Here is a 15,287-nt window from a genome sequence, read left to right on the forward strand (position 1 = left end):
CCCGTCCTGAAGGGCGAGGCTTTAGGTACATCAATGTAAATTCGTGCCAGCTAAATTCATCTAGTAGTTTCTACATGCATACTCTGCGACGAGCCACTGCCTGAATGACCAGGTCTTGGCCTCAGAACCACAGGGCTCACTCGGGTAAGGAAGCGGCTGCTGTGAGTTCGAACCTTTAGGAGGTTCTTCACCACATGGACGCAGAGTCCATTCTGACCAGGCAGTGGTACCTCAAGCACTTGCTTGTGAATGTAGTTAGACTTATTTACTATTGAGAATTATTTACTTGATGAGTAATAATGAGTTGGCTGAGGACTTGGTGCTCTTCATATTGGGTGAGACTGGTGGGCAACTTAGGGGTGCCACTAGGCTTCAGAAAATAGCCTTCCTAATAGTCATGGAGACTGGAGTAAAGGGTATAGAGTTTGAGCCAAGTGAGTATGGGCCATACTCACGCGATATAGCGAATGCAGTTAAGGAGCTCGAGAAGAGAGGCTTAATAGTGGTGAGGCATGAGGTAGTCCCCGAGTCTGATAAGGGTTATAGGGAGGTTTATGAATTGGCAAGTAGGGATGCCGCGAAACACGCCAAGGAAAGGCTCTTTGGTTGGCATGTCATAAGGAGGGGCATTGCCAGGGACATTGTTTGGCTGTGGAAGGACGCACCATTAATAGCGTTGATAGAGTACGTATACCGCAAGTACCCAGAATACGCAGCAAAGAGCCTAATTAAGGATAAGGTCGAGGATCTGGTTAAAGCCCTAAGTAGGATGTACTCATTATGAGTAGCGTCGACTACCTATTTAATTGGTTAATATCATTATTCGAAAAGATGCTTAGAAATGCCCTAGATGATGTTTACAATGCCTTCCTACAATACCTGAATATTGGCCTTCATTGGAGTAACTATATTAGTGATGTAATGAGGAATAATCCACAGTTAATAACGACGGAGATAAATCAAATAGTAAACCTATTATTATTGGCACGCAATGATGTGGAGACTCAATACCCATTAAGCGTGGTAAGGGGAACGGTGTTTTACCGTTATGAAGTGCTTATGAGTCTCCTGCCGCGCTTCCTTGACTTAATAATTGATGCCCACACGATGGTTGGCAATGCCCTGAGGAGGCTTAGGTTGATCTCGATAGGCGTAGTGGCCATGTTAATAATTGTGGTGCTATTCACCCCTGCCGTCACGATATACGTGCCACCATTTGCGGAAATCCACATGATCATATACATTGCATACATAGTGCTTCTTTACGTACTGGCATCATTACTCATATACTCACTGGTCTACGTAATACACGTAACAGTTAGTGTTAGGAGGCGGCTCAAGGAATTATTAAATGTAATGAATGAGGTTGGGCTGCTGTGATCCTACTCAATCCCAAGCCTCCTCAGGGTTTGCTTCGAGAACGCCCAGTATAGGTCTGCCTCATCGAAGCACTTCACCCTACCCCTATCCTCAATAGGCTTGGTGGCTCTAGTCAGGGCCCTCTCCCTCCTAGCCCTGGCTTGGTTAATGGCATTAGTCAATTGAGGCTCGACATCGTCGAGCCACCTCCTCAAGCCCTCGATATCGCCCCTAGCCAGGTAATCCCTGACCGTTCTAATAATCGAGAGCCTATCCATCGCCTCATGGAGGCTCTGTTTTTAATTAGGACTTCAGCCTGAAGAAGCCCCTCCCCTGCCTCGCTGATCTAGCGACCTCGTACTCATTCCTCGCTATAGCGAGGATAGTATCACGCCACTGCCTAAAGAACTTATCCTGCGGGACCTCGTACTTAACGGCTAAATCCTTCATGTAGTCAGTAATATAATGCACTGCAGGACTATAGGGTAGCACGCTAGTGCCCCTCATGGGGACTCCCCTAGCCTTCAACTCATTGGCAGTATTATCCCCAGGAAATGCCTGGTTCACAATTAGGAACACGTCAGGCTGGGCCAAGCCCAGTTGGGCACGCTGGTTAATCACGGCACTGACCAGGCCTAGGACCTCCATCGCCTCATCCTGATGCGTACTCCCAGCCTTGACCACCACATTCACGATCCTAGACATCATTAGGACAGCCCACGCGAGGGGCTTGAATATTGCCGATGGCACGTCAATGATGACAAGGCTCGGTTTGTGTATAAGGAGCTTGTTCACAATCAACTCGGCAATGTCATTATAGAGTGCCCAGCCCACCTGGTCTGGGTCATTACTCATTCTCGAGAGTACGTATGAGAGCGCCCAGTCAATACGATGAGCCTCAATCGTGCCACTGGTGATCAGGGCTATCTGCTGGGTTAACTGTGGCGTGATGTTAGGGCTGGAGTCCTGGTACGGGTAGTACCTGGCAGTAATGTAGTTCCAGAAGCCATTAGTCCCTAATGGCGGGACACCCAATAGCTTCGATAGGGTACTATTCGCACCATAGGCTAGGTCAATGACTCCAATAGTCCCAAACCCACTCCCAGCCTCGCCCAAGGCGTAGGCAATATTAGCAGTAATAGTGCTAGTACCCACGCCACCCTTCCCTCCGGCTAGATTCACGATTATCGGCACCTCAATTGGGATGGACTTGCCCTGCACGAGTCGATTGCGGGGCTCGCCTTTAATTAGGATTAGAGGATGGTGAGGGAGGAAAAATTAATTTTGATTTTGAGTTTTTAAATCAAGATAGGCTACCTAGCCAGTCACGTAGCCACTGTACACCTTACCATTAGGCGATACTGCCTGTATCTGGTAGGCACTACCGAGACCGCACGAGCCAGTCAGGTCAATCGTGACTCCAGAGCCCGGGCTTATTACCTGCCTACCCCAACTCGTGAATGTACCACTGGCATTATACAGCGTCAGTGAACAGCCACTCGGTAGCGTGCCTGGTAGGGTTAGTAGCTTGTTACCACTCGTGTCGTAAATATTCACTGCAACCACGGTTATGGTACCACCACTGGCAGTCATTTGTACAGTCAAGCCCTGCGTCCCAACGAGGCTTGACGTCACCGTCAGCGTCCCAACATTGGCTATAGTCTTTGACACCGGCCCATAGACTAGGAACACTACCACCAGCCCAATCACTAGCACTACTACCCCAACTATTATCCATAGCATGTTTCCTATCTCGCCCGCTCTAGCCCTGTCCATACTGGTCAATGAACGAGCCAGGGGCTATTTAATTAGCCCTTTAACCGTAGGCTCGTTATCACATTCCTCGCGTCAGTAACCGTGAAGGAGCCCCTTAGAGGCTCTAGGACTAGGGACATTCTAGAATAATCAATAACGACCTTCGAGAGGGACTCCCTCAACTCACTACTCCACTGCCTGGGGTCCTCTGTGACTAGTCTCGTGAAGGCTGTTAGGTACGCGATAGTGACTTCTGGCGCGACTCCAATCGATAGGCCCCACTTGATTGCCTCCTCAATACTCGACTCGGTGAAGAAGTGTAGGAGCCACTTGATGGCTTGCTCGCAGACACGCCTATTCTCCCTGCCACAATGCTTGGCTAGCCTCCCTGGGTTAGTCCTGGGTTGCTTGAGTCTTAGCCTCACGCTAGTCCTCTTTAGCCTACCCGAGGCTAGCATTCCAATGACTTGGTCAATACTAGCCGAGTACTGGCCCACCAGGCGTAGCGCCTTCTCGTCAAGCTGGAGCCCACCCACGGGTGGGCTGGGGAGTTGGCTTTAATTAGGATTGGGATTGAGTCCTCTGCCTAATGACCCTGACCCATGGGTTGTCCTCGAAGTCCAGTCCCTGGCTCTGGGGCTCTGTGGATTCTAGCCTCTGGGGTTCTGGAGTCACTAGCCTCTGAGGCTCTGGAGCACTGGAGCCCAGTAGGCGCCTCAATGCCTCATTGACAATGTCACTCACGGTCCTACCCTCATTCCAAGCCCTCAACTTCAGGGCAATATAGAGGCCCGGCTCAATATAAACCCTCAGGGTCTTATAACCCAACCTCTTATAATTCCTACGAGTCATGACCACAACCCCTAAAGTACTCCTCCAAAGCCTCATTAATCATCCTACCACTAGACCTAGCCCTAAGGACTAGGGCTAGGTATAGAAGAGGCCTCACATAAACATGGACGGACTTATAACCATGCTCCCTATAACCACGACCCACTGGCATCACCTCGGGCACGCCAACGAGAGGCTCCCACTGGGAGCCAGGTAGGCTAGGCATGGACCGCACTCGTAGACGCCGGAATTATTCGTGGGCGTTATGACATAACCCTGGGGGCACTCTAGAGTATTATTAATGATGGGTGGACTCCACGATCTAATGGATGACGCCCACGCCCTAGCCTGGCTCGTGCTGATGTAAATCATCATTAGGTATGCCAGCATTCCAATGGCTATCCCGAGGAAGACCAAGCCTACAATCAGGGCTAGGCTCGCCACGATTAGGCTAGGGGCTGGCTCTTAATTAGGTTAGGACGCCCACTGGTGGGCTTGGGGCGTGGATAATGTAAATACAGTACCTATACGGGGCTGGCACAGTACCAGCCCCACACGCGTAGGGACTCGGGGGCTTTAGAGCCTCCCCACTCGCGAGGACAATACCCTTGATTGGTGTGGGGGCGAAGGTCCAGACCACCTCCACGTAGTACTCATTACCCTGGGTGTGTAGTATAGCCACCATCGTCGTCTCGGTCCTAGTCATAGAGAGGACCCCAACAAGGCTCCCGCTAATCCCCCTCGCCAAGCCGATGAATAGTATGCCCAGGACCACGATGAGGGTTATACTAATGACCACCCATGGGATGAACTCACTAGCCATGCTAGTCACCTACCCGTGGCATTCACTGCCCTGAGGAATGCCGTGAGTAGGGCATTATTCGCATTCACGGTATTATTGACTGCATAAAGCTCCCTAGCCACTTGACTCAATAGGGCATTATTCTGGACTAGCGTATTATTCAGGCTCTCGATTACAATGCCAGTCTGGTTAAGGGCGTAGGCGTTAGTCATGGTTACATTAGTCAAGTAACTAATGATGGTTAGGGTCCTATTCGCGAGTGTCGTATAATTCCTAGCCAGGGCATTGTACTGGCTAATACAATAGATTGTAGTGTACCTGTAGTACACTGCCATATTATAATTCGCAATGTTCGAGGCGAAGAATAATACCGCCAATACCCAACCCACTACGGCGATTCCAATTAGAACCCAAGCCCTGGCTCCATACAACTCCATACCAGCCATGGAATTGGCCCTGCCTTTAATTAGCCCTAGCTCCAGCCCTAGCCATGGCTAGGGCCTTATTCGCGAGCCAAGTAATGTGCTTACAAGGCTTCCTATACTGGAAGGCTGGGCAGGTGCAGGAGCCAGTGATCCTAACCGCGGGCTCCCCACCTAGACTAGTCCATTCAATGAGGACCCTAGCCACGTACCACTTATTAGCATCAGCCTCACTCCTAACCAAGCCCCTGGCATAAATGGCACTCCCATAGTCCCTAAGGGTTAATAGCCTAACCCAGTGCCTAGTCATTCCTAATTATACTACTACTACATTGATTTAATACTAACGCCCTCGCTCAGGCACTCGATACTACCAGTATCGATAACGCACCTAGCCTCAGCCCACATCCTCCTGATCAGACTGTAGTCATCGGGGTTACTCGAGAGTTCACTGAGGAAGCCACTAAACACGCTGGGTAGTGGCCTGGTGAAGTCAGCCCTGGCTGGAGTGTGCACCTCCACGACCCTCTTATTCTCCATCCTCACTGCAATAATGAACTCACTAACCAAGTGACTAGCCCCCCTAATCCCAAGCCTCTCGAGCCTGTCAATAAGCTCCTCTAGGCTCCCGGCGTGTAGGTTGCTAACGCCACCGTGACCACTCGTGACAGCCCTAACCCAAGCCCTCGCGTCCCCAGGGCTTAGAATCTCATTCACGAAAACGAACTGGGCTCCAGTCCTCATTGCATCCGCAATGAGCTCAGCCTTCGTGATGGCACGGGCGCCAAGGCCAGTACTGGCTCGCGTGTTGAGGACTGCATAGGTCCTGTCGGGCAGGACCCTGAACTCATCAACATCCTGGACAGCCACAACCCTAACCCACGGTGGATACGTATTCATAATCGCCGACGTGAGTGTAGTCTTGCCACTACCCATTGGGCCATAGACGAGCACGCCCCTAGGCTCGCCATCCCTCGAGTAAGGCTTAACTCCTAGACTAGCCAATAATAACTTGCCAGCGGTCTCCACGTTAATGGAGCCACCAGCAATCAACCGACCCAGGTGCCACGGCTTCGAGGGGTGCTTCCTAAATGCCACCACATAGCCCGAGACTGGCTCGGCATGCATTGTGACCCTAAGCCTCAACTCCCCGTCAGTAGCCATACCCCTCGGGTTAAAGGCGGTGACTGGGGTCCTAGTCCTCTCGCTAGCCTTATTAATAATATAGGCATTGAAGGTGACTGGCTCCCCACCACCCACATCGCTAGTGAGGAGCCTGGGCTTCCTCCCCTCATTCTCCAATTGGCACTTGTTAGGCATTATGACGACTGGGTGGTAGGCATCACCAAAGCCCCTAACCCTAGCGAAGACCATCGGCTCACCATCCACGCCTGGGGCATCAATGACCAGGTCCTGGAGTTCATCCCACGCCAGGAGTGGCGTTATTACAGAGTACTCCATGATGAACCTCCTGGCAATGGCAATAGCCTCACTAGTGAGGAGGCTCAAATCCACTCCCTTCGGGACTCTCGGTAATGCCTTTAGTATCAAGCGGGGATTCTTCTCGAGCCTACCCCACGTCAAGCCACTACTCAACCACTCGATGATTCTCGGCATATCGAGGCACTCCATGTACTCCGGGTAGTTGAGTACGTCATGCAGGTAGAACCTCGCGCCCTCCGGTTGCTCGATGTAGAGTATCTCCGTGGTCACGCCACTTGGCGTGACTATAGTACCCAGACTGTTGAGTGCTGGCACTCCTGGATTATTGACTTTAAAATCGAATGCAGTATGCACGATTCCCCGCATGCCCTAGCCCCTAATTAGAATGGCTAGAGTGGGAAGAATGAGTGTAGTAGGAACCAGGCTAGTAAGCCGAGGACCCCAGCCGTTAGGGCACCAGTCCTGTGGTCGAACATGGCGAAGCCACCAGCCATTCCAGAGCCGATTACCGCGTAGAAGGCCTGCAGTGGCATGCTGGATAGGGAGAACCCGGAGTACTGGCTAGCCGTGACCAGGGCCTGACTCGCCCCAGTGGACACTATATTAGCCATTATGTACCACGTCAAGCCCCCACTGAAGCCCAGCCCAATGCCGAGCATCATGAGGGCGTAGATGAGCATTAGCCTCCTAGTCGTGTTGACGGCACTAATGTACAGTCCAACTAGGGTATTCGCCCAGGACACGTACTTCGGGGCGCCGAGGCTCCTGGCATCGAGCCAGAGGGGCTTGAGCCCGGCCTCTATTGGGCTCAACTCCCTTAGGGGCGTTGGGACTGGCTTCGTGAGTAACTCGTTAAAGCTCGTGATGACCCTCAAGCCAGCACTCGAGGCAAGCCTCCAGTCGCTAATGACCCTGGGCATTACCGTAATGCCATAAGCCAATAGCCCAATTGGAATCGCCAGGTTGGCAATGCCGGCTAGGGCAGTCACGATGCCGAGTCCCGTGGCAATAGCGATGCCTATAGCGTCTAGAATGCTGAAGCCCAGCCAGTGGTCCTTCGGGGCTAGGAACCAGAGGAGGAAGCCCACCATCCCCATTCCAAGGATGGTTAGGGGGCCGATTACGGTTAGTCCAATTCCAGTGAATACGATGAGGACTATGGCGATCATGGCAATTGCCTCCGCGAGGCTTGGCATTAGGTCAGCGTAGAGCCTCACGCTCTGGCTGACCATGTTCAGGAGCATTTGGAAGTAGGCATCCGTGCTTGCACCGCCCTCCATTGTCCTGGCGGTCCACACTAGGCTAGCCCTTTTAACGGCTCTGGAAAAGGCTCTCCCTGGTGGGGCGTTGAGTATTACCTCCGCATACCTCTCGTACCTAGTGCCCCTAGTGGCCTCGAACCAGCCCATGATGGGTGCCTTGAGGGTGAACCTCAGGTCGTCAATGAGGCTCGTCATTGGGTCCTGGTAGATTGGGCTTAGCCTGGGCATTACTTACCACCGGTGGCTATGTCAATGAGTGGCCTAAGCCACTCGGGGCATGAGTCCCTAACGTCCCTGAGGAGTGCCGTCACGGCATCCTTATTACCCGCGTACTTCATGATGTACTCGAGGGCAATGACCCTAGGGTCACTCGGTAGTAAGGACTTCACCACGTGGACTACCTCCTCAAGCGTGACTGCCGTCTTCACGTACTCCCTATCCTTAGCCTCACCAATTGCCAGTAATTGCGAGTAAATCCTATACCTAGTCACTATTTGGTCCCCACTAGCCTCTACATCCTGGGTTTGGGGCTGGCTAAGCTGGGGCTTAGCCTTGAGCAGGTCCCCAAAGCCCGGTTGCTTCTGGCTCACGGGCACGTGGGCTAAGCCCCTTTAATTAGCATGCCCTAATTAAGGGCTAGCCCCTTGGCTAGCCGTGGATTGGAGGGGAATCCTAGCCTCAATAAGGGGTGGGGAGGCTGGAGAGAGGGACTTGCGCTACCTCATTGCGAGGAATGCCCTGCCATTCATAATCAACGCCACTAAGCACCCTGGGTTATTCGTACTAACCCCAAAGCCCGGGGTCAAGCCCACGCCACTCATCGAGGGCTTCCTAATGAGCCTCAGGCTAGCCCTCGATAGGATGGACCCAATAACCCTCGCTAGGCCATTCAACATCGTAGCCACCCTCGGGGAGTACAAAACCAGCGAGAGGACAGCCTACAAGCCGGAGGACGTGATCGAGGACGCTATCGAGAGGCTTGTACTACCAATCAAGCCGAGGAGGGTTAGGGCTAGGGTCAGGGCTCACGGTCTCGGGAATGGGGATGCCATGAGGAGCCTCGTGAGGGATGCCCTGGCGAGGCATGGTGTAATGCATAGCGGGAAGGCAAGCCTAGTCTTCAACGTGGAGGAGGTCTGGGTTGACCAGGTTAGGCTCTACATTGGCTTATTCCCCAAGTGGCTCCTCGTCCGTTACAAGTACATTGTGGTCCTCAGGAGGCTCAGGAGTGAGGGTGAGCGTGGTGGTGGTAGTAGTAGTGTGCCCAGGGCGTTCTAGGGCTAATTAGCTGGCTTTAATACCACAATCCCGACCCTCATGGCTACCCAATCCCAATCCCAACAAGCCCAGGCTATAAAGAGGATTAGCCTAGGCGTTGACTGGCTCGACTACGCGCTACAGGGTGGAGTGCCAAGGGGTAATTGGCTCCTAGTCACTGGGGAGCCTGGTACTGGCAAGTCCATCCTCACGATACAATCCGCTGGGGCTAATGTGAATGCCATGCCAGTGGTCTACGTTTCAACAGAGACGAGGTTCAAGGATGTTGTCCTGCAGGCTAGCCAATTCGGCATCGACCTCGGCGATGCCGTGAGCCTAGCCGATGTCCTGGCTGGGAAGGTCAAGGACGCGAGGACTAACCTAGTCGTGATAGACCTCTTCGGCCTGGCTAGGGAGTATAGGGAATTACTAAGGGCTGGCGAGGAGGAGGGTGGGAAAAGGAGGGCTCAATCGCCATTGAGTATGGAGGTCGTGATCTCGGCGATTGAGAGGGCTTACGAGGCCCTCGGCATTAGTGAGGAGGGTAAGATAACGAGGGATGTCCTAGTCATTATTGACTCCCTAGCCCCCATGTGGGCTCATGCCCCAGCCATGGCCAGGCTCATTACGTACAGTCTAAGGCAGAGGCTGTATAGGAGTAATGTGACTGTGATTATGACGAATCAATTCGCGCCGACGACTGGGGAGACCTTTGGTTTTGGTGCCGAGCATATTGCTGATGCCATAATCCACATGTGGATGGAGGAGCCTGAGGCTAGGAAGGGTATTGAGCGTTGGCTTATCATAAAGAAGGCTAGGCTCACTAATCACTATAGGAGGGCATTGAGGTATGAGATCGAGCCTGGCAGGGGGTTGGTACTCCTCGAGCCCAGTATTGAGGAGTTGAAGTCCAGCTAACCCCGGCTTTGCCGGGGCTTGAGTCTCACTCCTCGGTAACATCCTCAGGCTCCTCTTGCCTTGGAGCCGTGGTCTTCTCCCTCTTCTCCGTCTTTCCTTCAGTCCTCCTGGCACTCATCCAGAGTCCATTCTGAAGCCTAGCCTCGGCGAATGAGGCTAGGTAGCTACTAATGACTAGACTCTCCTCGATAGAGAGGGTCATGGTGATTTTGGTCCCATTCTTCTCCATACTTATGAAGAGCTTACCATCATTCTTATTAATCCTCAACCTACTACCACCATGGTCAATTATAACGCTCCTACTAGCCTTCTTAGCCTTTGTACTCATGCGGGTCAATTAATGAGCGCCCAGCCCCTAATTAGCTGGAGCTGGGTTAGTAATGGCGAGCCTAATGATAACTAGGATACCCAACTTGCCACCCTTAAAGGCCGTATTCGGGGTAGCCCGTAATGAATTACTACCAAAGTACGTTAGTGACCTAACGGCTAGGATGGTTAGGGCTAGTGGGTACTTCATCGTGAGGAATGATAGGGAGCACGAGGAATGCATGCCGGGGCCCAGCATGGTTAATGACAAGTGCCCAATCGCCTCCGTCATAAGGTGTCGATTGGGGAGTATAGTTAGGAATGGTAATGACTTGATGGTCATTGCAATGGGCTTGGCGGTGCACGAGGCTTATATTAATACCATCATTGCCAATAATCCAGGCTGGGCAATCCAATACAATACCTACTACCAAACACTCATTAGGCATAACGAGGTGGAATTCACCATTGGCTTCAGCCCCGATATACTACTCGGCTATAATGGAGAGTGGCACCTCGTGGAAATAAAGAGTAGCCACCCAAGGCCGGAGCACGAGGCCCAGCTGGCTCTTTACTATTACTTACTAAGGGATTACTATCATATAGTCAGGGGCTGGCTCGTCGCGTATGATGCTGTAGTACCCTACTCCACAAGGGACCTGGAGGCCCTCGCTGGGCAGGGTCTTGACTACCTCTACACCGTGAGGCGTGTCCTGGATTCCTGGCGTGATGATAAGCCAGGCTTCATTGTTAGGGGTAGGTGCCCGTGCAAGTACGCGCCAGCATGCCCTGTCTGGACTGGCATAGTGGCTTATGCCTAGTCCCCTCGGCAATGCCGAGGGTCTAATTAACCCCTACCCTCATTCTCATCCCATGCCAAACCTCGCCGAGGTGGTTTACAAGGATGATGCTGGCTACATCATCATCAGCAACAAGCCAGAGGGGCTTGACGAGGATATTGAAGCCATTGCCCGCATTCTAGGGACTACTGTCACGGAGGCTACCCTGGATGATGCTGTGAAGGTGCTTACCATGTATAGTCCCTTTAGGGCTTGGAGGGTTATCATCATCACCAGGTACCGTGATGGTACCCTAACCAGCTTTGTGGGCAGGCTCGGTGGCATTGCGGTTGGTGTTACGGAGAGGTACTTCTACATTATCTCAGTCCACGAGCGTTTGGTACTTAGGGTCGAGAGGGATGGTGATGTCATGCTCAGGCTACCAATGCCCGTGCCAGTGGCATTGGGCTAATTAGAGGCTATACTCATGACAGTCTGGACCCACATGAAGATCGAGTGCCCAGAATGGAGGATAAAAGAGAGGTTATTAAAAATAATAGAGTCAAAGTGTAAGAAGGTTGAGGGGTTTTTAGGAGTAGGAGAGGATTGCGTCATAATTGAAGCCGTTGATAATAAGGTTACTATAGATGGCATCAGAAGTGATAATCAAACGTGTGGCGGTCCTAACTGCCTTTTCTGGCATGCTGAATATGAATGCCCGACGATTGAGGAGATTGCCGAGGTTAAACCAAGCCCCGGCAATGCCGGGGCTTGACTCCCTAGCAATTCCCCTCCTCCCACTTCCTCTTTGGTAGTGCATTACCGCCAGGATGGATTACTTATTAATACAAGCCACTAGAGACAAAACCAGTATGGGACTACTAAGGACAATCGGGCTAGTAATCCTCGCAATCCTCATCCTAGCCCCAATAATCCTAGTCACAACATCAATAATCATAACCCTAACACACCAAGGAAACAACACGACAATCCAGCCACAATCACCACCACAACAACCCACGAGTGGCTTGGCAAAAATCACAAACAGCCCAGCGGGCCTGGGCTACACTGGACCACCAACCACAGCCATCGCGGGCTACTATTGTATAAGCAATATACAACCACAAACATACTCAATACAATTGAATGCTCAATTGAGTAATGGCTACTGGATACAGGATGTGTGGGCTATGCAACCCTCGGGCTTCACAGGCTTTATAACTGCTGTCTGGGTGCCTGGCACGTGCACCACAGAGGCTAATGGGATTGTCTGCAACATGAACCCAACAATCTACGGCAATCCCTATACTGGAGCCACCTGCGCCTGGCTCGTAATAGCCATTAGGAATGGCATTGCCTACTTCGGGTATAGCCTGGATGGTGTTAATGTTGACTGGTACTATAGTTACCCAGTGGGTAATGTGACGATTGTCACCAATGCTGGTGATGTACTGACCAACCTAGTCCTCGCAGGACCAGGCGCAAACCAATACTCCACCGATATCACCAGTGCCAATGTGGTCCTAGCCCTTTACTACTGGAATGGCACTGCCTGGCTCCCAGCCCCAAGCACAACCCACGTGGGTGGGACCACAGAGTACGTTAGCAATGCATGGCTTTATTGGAATAATAATAAAGCCGTGGTCTCATGGCCACAGTCCATTAATGAGACTCCCAGCGTGCCAGCGCCTGGGTTCAAGCCGTGAGGATTAGTGGGATTGAGGGAAAGAGGAGAGGGAAAGAAGAATGAAAAAGGGAATTTTGAATCTTTGGTTTTGAGGGGCTTACACCATCACCACCCTAGGTTCACTGGCGTGGGTGTTGGGTAGACATTGGAGACCTCGTATGGTCCAAGGCCATTATAGCCAGTACTGTACGGTGCATTGCTGATGATGTAGGTCTGCCCAGGCAGTACTTTCGTTGTTTGGTAGCTCCCGCTCGTGCCGTAGTTCTGCGATGCATCCCCAACCTGCTTGGCGTAGACTGCCGTATTATAGCCTGTTTTAGCGAGTTCGACTCCAGCGGTCTCCAGCCCATGGCCAATACCACTCGTTGTGTATCCAATGCCATACTCCACGCCACTGGCTATGGCGTGGGTCAGGTACTCGACACCGCCAGTAATGTAGTCCCAAGCCTTCAGGAAGTAATTATTCGTATTCTGGGCATTATGCACGGCATTATTCCAATCCTGCACTCCAGCATTATAAGTACTCTGGGCAGTACTCATTAGATCACTACCGGTGCCAACCATGCCTCTACCAAGACCGTACGTGGCTAGCCCACCGTAGTACAGTGAATCCCCAGCCACGTCAAGCACAAGCGCTGTCCCAAAGCCCCCCGTCTTCACGAGCACCGTGGGTAGGTCCAGGTTGGTACTATACACTGGATACTTCACAATGGCAGTACTTGGTGTTGGTGGATTGTTACTGCCTCCACCACCGTATGAGAAGTATGCCGTTGGTGGCTGGCTCGGTATTGTACTAGTAATATCCCGTGTTATGGTCTGTACACTCTGGCTCGTTGTAGTGAAGGAGCTAGTACTCGTACTAGTGCTGGAACTGCTGGTCCAACCCGTGATTTGCGGGACTAGCTTGACTCCCACCTGTAGTCCAAAGCCCGTGTAGTTGAAGACTGCAGTGACTGCTGGAATATAGATGAAGTGACCCCACTTATTGCCATTATTACCATTGCCATGCCCCTCACGGGGCATTGTTGGCATTAGTAGGCTTGGGTTCAAGCCACAGAGTCCATTCTCGCACATTCCACTTGGCGTCATCCATGTCATGAGGTATTGTACAGTGTATGTGATGATTGGGTAGTAGTACTTGGTTATCGTGTTGGTTATGGTGTTTGTTATGGTCACGGTCTTCGTGACCACCTGCGTATTCACTGGCGTGGTTACTTGCCGTGGCGTGGTGGTGATGTGGTTGTTTATTGCATAGTAGGTGGCCTTGTAGCCGTTGCTTGTTGGGTCTACATTGTAGACCGTGTCCCCAGTGACTGCATTATGCTTGACTATGGTTACACCGTTAGTCCCGGCGTATGCGGTTATTGAGTAGCCACCGTACAGGCTCCTCACGGTGGTTGCGAAGAATGCCATTGCGTGGTTGGCAATCAGTAGCGTGGCTATTACCAGTGCCATGGTTATTACCCCCATTATCCTGCCTAGGCTTTCAAGCCTCATGACTGGTCAGTTTCAATTTAATAAGCCGGCTAATTAGGCTTTCTATGGGAGAGGGGGATTGTTTTTGATTTTGATTCTTTATTTCGAGTGTCACGCTGGGCAGTATATTGGCGGGCTGTGGATTGGGCATGGTGGCATTATTGGAGTGCCTGGTGGCTGTATGCCGACAATCATTGGCATGAAGCCGTGTGGTACTGGCTTCGGCATTATTGGCTTTCCACCTATTGGGAGTATTATCACTAGTGTTATCGTCATTACCACTAGTGCCAGTCCCATTAGCCACCATTTCTTGACCGACCTCATGACTGGTCACCCTCAATTCCATAAGCCCCCTAATTAGGCTTGCTTCGGCACGACACATGCAATAACAAGTGTTCAGGCTTGAATTCATCATCACCACCACCAATAGTGGGGCGACCACCTATGGGCGGTTTCACCAAAGATCCGGGAGGTGGCTCTTCATCACGTGTCAGTCTACAGGCCTGGAGTGGCGCTCTTAATTAGTGCCACTAGCCACTCGAGTGGCTTCACGATAGTATTAAAACCCACGCCAGTGATAAAGCCAATAATCACTAGACTAGCCAGGAGCAGGCTTAATACGAGTAGGCCCCTCCACTCCCTCGCTAAAGCCATAATCACCAGTCCAAGGATTAGCGAGTCGACTAGGGCATATACCACGTGCCTAGCCCAGCCTGCTCCGGCTAGGGCTAGGGCTAGGAGTATTATCGTGGCTAGGAGCCAGGTGAATAGCCAGGCTACCCTCCCCGTGTTTGCCCGCCAAGCCACTACACGGTAGTGGCTTTGCCCCTTAATTAGCCCATGAGTGCCTCGATTAGAATCGTGGCTTAGACTACTACTAGTGTACTACGGGATTCTACCATTCTACCAATTCTACCGCGCCTCTCTAGACTCTAGACTCTAGCCCCATCGTGAATCCCCCACGATAAACCCATGATAAAGAGTTAAACT

General features: G+C 51.8%; 25 protein-coding genes. 8 read left to right on the forward strand and 17 right to left on the reverse strand.

All coding sequences use genetic code 11. The features are described 5' to 3' along the window. Positions 1-289: 289 nt before the first annotated feature. Both Vsou_RS06540 and Vsou_RS06545 read left to right on the forward strand, forming a co-directional pair. Positions 290-784: a hypothetical protein gene (locus Vsou_RS06540; RefSeq protein WP_188604108.1), complete on the forward strand. Its 495-nt coding sequence runs from the start codon at positions 290-292 to the stop codon at positions 782-784. Next, positions 781-1,380 (forward strand): hypothetical protein, encoded by a 600-nt coding sequence (locus Vsou_RS06545; RefSeq protein ID WP_188604109.1) that lies wholly within the window; start codon positions 781-783, stop codon positions 1,378-1,380. The genes Vsou_RS06540 and Vsou_RS06545 overlap by 4 nt, the downstream gene beginning before the upstream one ends. Positions 1,381-1,382: 2 nt before the next feature. Here the strand turns inward: Vsou_RS06545 and Vsou_RS06550 are convergent, their stop codons facing one another. The 13 genes from Vsou_RS06550 to Vsou_RS06610 all read right to left on the reverse strand — a co-directional run bounded on the left by Vsou_RS06550 (position 1,383) and on the right by Vsou_RS06610 (position 8,464). Then, positions 1,383-1,637: a hypothetical protein gene (locus tag Vsou_RS06550; RefSeq protein WP_188604110.1), complete on the reverse strand. Its 255-nt coding sequence runs from the start codon at positions 1,635-1,637 to the stop codon at positions 1,383-1,385. A 25-nt stretch (positions 1,638-1,662) separates the two neighbouring features. Beyond that, positions 1,663-2,580, reverse strand: a complete 918-nt coding sequence (locus Vsou_RS06555) for a hypothetical protein (protein ID WP_188604111.1) — start codon at positions 2,578-2,580, stop codon at positions 1,663-1,665. Positions 2,581-2,676: 96 nt separating this feature from the next. Then, positions 2,677-3,135: a hypothetical protein gene (locus tag Vsou_RS06560; protein ID WP_188604112.1), complete on the reverse strand. Its 459-nt coding sequence runs from the start codon at positions 3,133-3,135 to the stop codon at positions 2,677-2,679. Positions 3,136-3,167: 32 nt separating this feature from the next. Continuing rightward, entirely contained in the window at positions 3,168-3,650 is a 483-nt protein-coding gene (locus Vsou_RS06565) for a hypothetical protein (protein WP_188604113.1), read from the reverse strand. 25 nt (positions 3,651-3,675) lie between these two features. Further along, the gene (locus tag Vsou_RS06570) at positions 3,676-3,966 is read right to left on the reverse strand and encodes a hypothetical protein (protein WP_188604114.1); all 291 of its coding nucleotides are present in this window, start codon (positions 3,964-3,966) and stop codon (positions 3,676-3,678) included. Further along, positions 3,956-4,117: a hypothetical protein gene (locus Vsou_RS06575; protein ID WP_188604115.1), complete on the reverse strand. Its 162-nt coding sequence runs from the start codon at positions 4,115-4,117 to the stop codon at positions 3,956-3,958. The genes Vsou_RS06570 and Vsou_RS06575 overlap by 11 nt, the downstream gene beginning before the upstream one ends. After that, positions 4,117-4,389: a hypothetical protein gene (locus tag Vsou_RS06580; RefSeq protein ID WP_188604116.1), complete on the reverse strand. Its 273-nt coding sequence runs from the start codon at positions 4,387-4,389 to the stop codon at positions 4,117-4,119. Before Vsou_RS06580 ends, Vsou_RS06575 begins: the two co-directional genes overlap by 1 nt. Before the next feature lie 25 nt (positions 4,390-4,414). Further along, entirely contained in the window at positions 4,415-4,768 is a 354-nt protein-coding gene (locus Vsou_RS06585) for a hypothetical protein (protein ID WP_188604117.1), read from the reverse strand. Positions 4,769-4,773: 5 nt separating this feature from the next. Next, positions 4,774-5,184 carry a hypothetical protein gene (locus Vsou_RS06590; RefSeq protein WP_188604118.1) on the reverse strand — a complete coding sequence of 137 codons (411 nt, stop codon included), beginning with the start codon at positions 5,182-5,184 and terminating at the stop codon, positions 4,774-4,776. Positions 5,185-5,209: 25 nt separating this feature from the next. Continuing rightward, positions 5,210-5,479, reverse strand: a complete 270-nt coding sequence (locus Vsou_RS06595) for an SWIM zinc finger family protein (RefSeq protein ID WP_188604119.1) — start codon at positions 5,477-5,479, stop codon at positions 5,210-5,212. Positions 5,480-5,496: 17 nt separating this feature from the next. Beyond that, the gene (locus tag Vsou_RS06600; protein ID WP_188604120.1) at positions 5,497-6,966 is read right to left on the reverse strand and encodes an ATPase, T2SS/T4P/T4SS family; all 1,470 of its coding nucleotides are present in this window, start codon (positions 6,964-6,966) and stop codon (positions 5,497-5,499) included. 35 nt (positions 6,967-7,001) lie between these two features. Continuing rightward, positions 7,002-8,102 (reverse strand): hypothetical protein, encoded by a 1,101-nt coding sequence (locus Vsou_RS06605; protein WP_188604121.1) that lies wholly within the window; start codon positions 8,100-8,102, stop codon positions 7,002-7,004. After that, positions 8,102-8,464: a hypothetical protein gene (locus tag Vsou_RS06610; protein ID WP_188604122.1), complete on the reverse strand. Its 363-nt coding sequence runs from the start codon at positions 8,462-8,464 to the stop codon at positions 8,102-8,104. Before Vsou_RS06610 ends, Vsou_RS06605 begins: the two co-directional genes overlap by 1 nt. 64 nt (positions 8,465-8,528) lie before the next feature. On the opposite strand from Vsou_RS06610, the gene Vsou_RS06615 reads away from it, so the two are divergent. Next, the gene (locus Vsou_RS06615) at positions 8,529-9,152 is read left to right on the forward strand and encodes a hypothetical protein (protein WP_188604123.1); all 624 of its coding nucleotides are present in this window, start codon (positions 8,529-8,531) and stop codon (positions 9,150-9,152) included. Between the two features lie 39 nt (positions 9,153-9,191). Next, on the forward strand, positions 9,192-10,049 hold the full coding sequence (locus Vsou_RS06620) for an ATPase domain-containing protein (protein WP_188604124.1): 858 nt from the start codon (positions 9,192-9,194) through the stop codon (positions 10,047-10,049). A 25-nt stretch (positions 10,050-10,074) separates the two neighbouring features. Here Vsou_RS06620 and Vsou_RS06625 read toward each other — a convergent pair whose 3' ends face one another. Next, a complete protein-coding gene (locus Vsou_RS06625; protein WP_054844657.1) occupies positions 10,075-10,377 on the reverse strand; it encodes a hypothetical protein in 303 nt (100 codons plus the stop codon). A gap of 52 nt (positions 10,378-10,429) precedes the next feature. Between Vsou_RS06625 and Vsou_RS06630 the strand changes: the two genes are divergently transcribed. The 4 genes from Vsou_RS06630 to Vsou_RS06645 all read left to right on the forward strand — a co-directional run bounded on the left by Vsou_RS06630 (position 10,430) and on the right by Vsou_RS06645 (position 12,840). Then, the gene (locus Vsou_RS06630) at positions 10,430-11,176 is read left to right on the forward strand and encodes a Dna2/Cas4 domain-containing protein (protein WP_188604125.1); all 747 of its coding nucleotides are present in this window, start codon (positions 10,430-10,432) and stop codon (positions 11,174-11,176) included. 52 nt (positions 11,177-11,228) lie between these two features. Further along, a complete protein-coding gene (locus Vsou_RS06635; protein WP_054844654.1) occupies positions 11,229-11,606 on the forward strand; it encodes a hypothetical protein in 378 nt (125 codons plus the stop codon). Positions 11,607-11,639: 33 nt separating this feature from the next. Next, a complete protein-coding gene (locus Vsou_RS06640; RefSeq protein WP_264890681.1) occupies positions 11,640-11,909 on the forward strand; it encodes a hypothetical protein in 270 nt (89 codons plus the stop codon). Between the two features lie 97 nt (positions 11,910-12,006). After that, on the forward strand, positions 12,007-12,840 hold the full coding sequence (locus tag Vsou_RS06645; RefSeq protein WP_188604127.1) for a hypothetical protein: 834 nt from the start codon (positions 12,007-12,009) through the stop codon (positions 12,838-12,840). 86 nt (positions 12,841-12,926) lie between these two features. On the opposite strand, the gene Vsou_RS06650 is transcribed toward Vsou_RS06645, so the two are convergent. From Vsou_RS06650 to Vsou_RS06660, 3 genes are all read right to left on the reverse strand, one after another. Next, positions 12,927-14,318, reverse strand: a complete 1,392-nt coding sequence (locus Vsou_RS06650; RefSeq protein ID WP_188604128.1) for a hypothetical protein — start codon at positions 14,316-14,318, stop codon at positions 12,927-12,929. Between the two features lie 90 nt (positions 14,319-14,408). Then, on the reverse strand, positions 14,409-14,621 hold the full coding sequence (locus tag Vsou_RS06655) for a hypothetical protein (protein WP_188604129.1): 213 nt from the start codon (positions 14,619-14,621) through the stop codon (positions 14,409-14,411). A 171-nt stretch (positions 14,622-14,792) separates the two neighbouring features. Then, a complete protein-coding gene (locus Vsou_RS06660) occupies positions 14,793-15,104 on the reverse strand; it encodes a hypothetical protein (protein WP_188604130.1) in 312 nt (103 codons plus the stop codon). Between the last annotated feature and the right edge of the window lie 183 nt (positions 15,105-15,287).

The sequence above is a fragment of the Vulcanisaeta souniana JCM 11219 genome (assembly GCF_026000775.1).
Lineage (GTDB): Archaea > Thermoproteota > Thermoprotei > Thermoproteales > Thermocladiaceae > Vulcanisaeta > Vulcanisaeta souniana.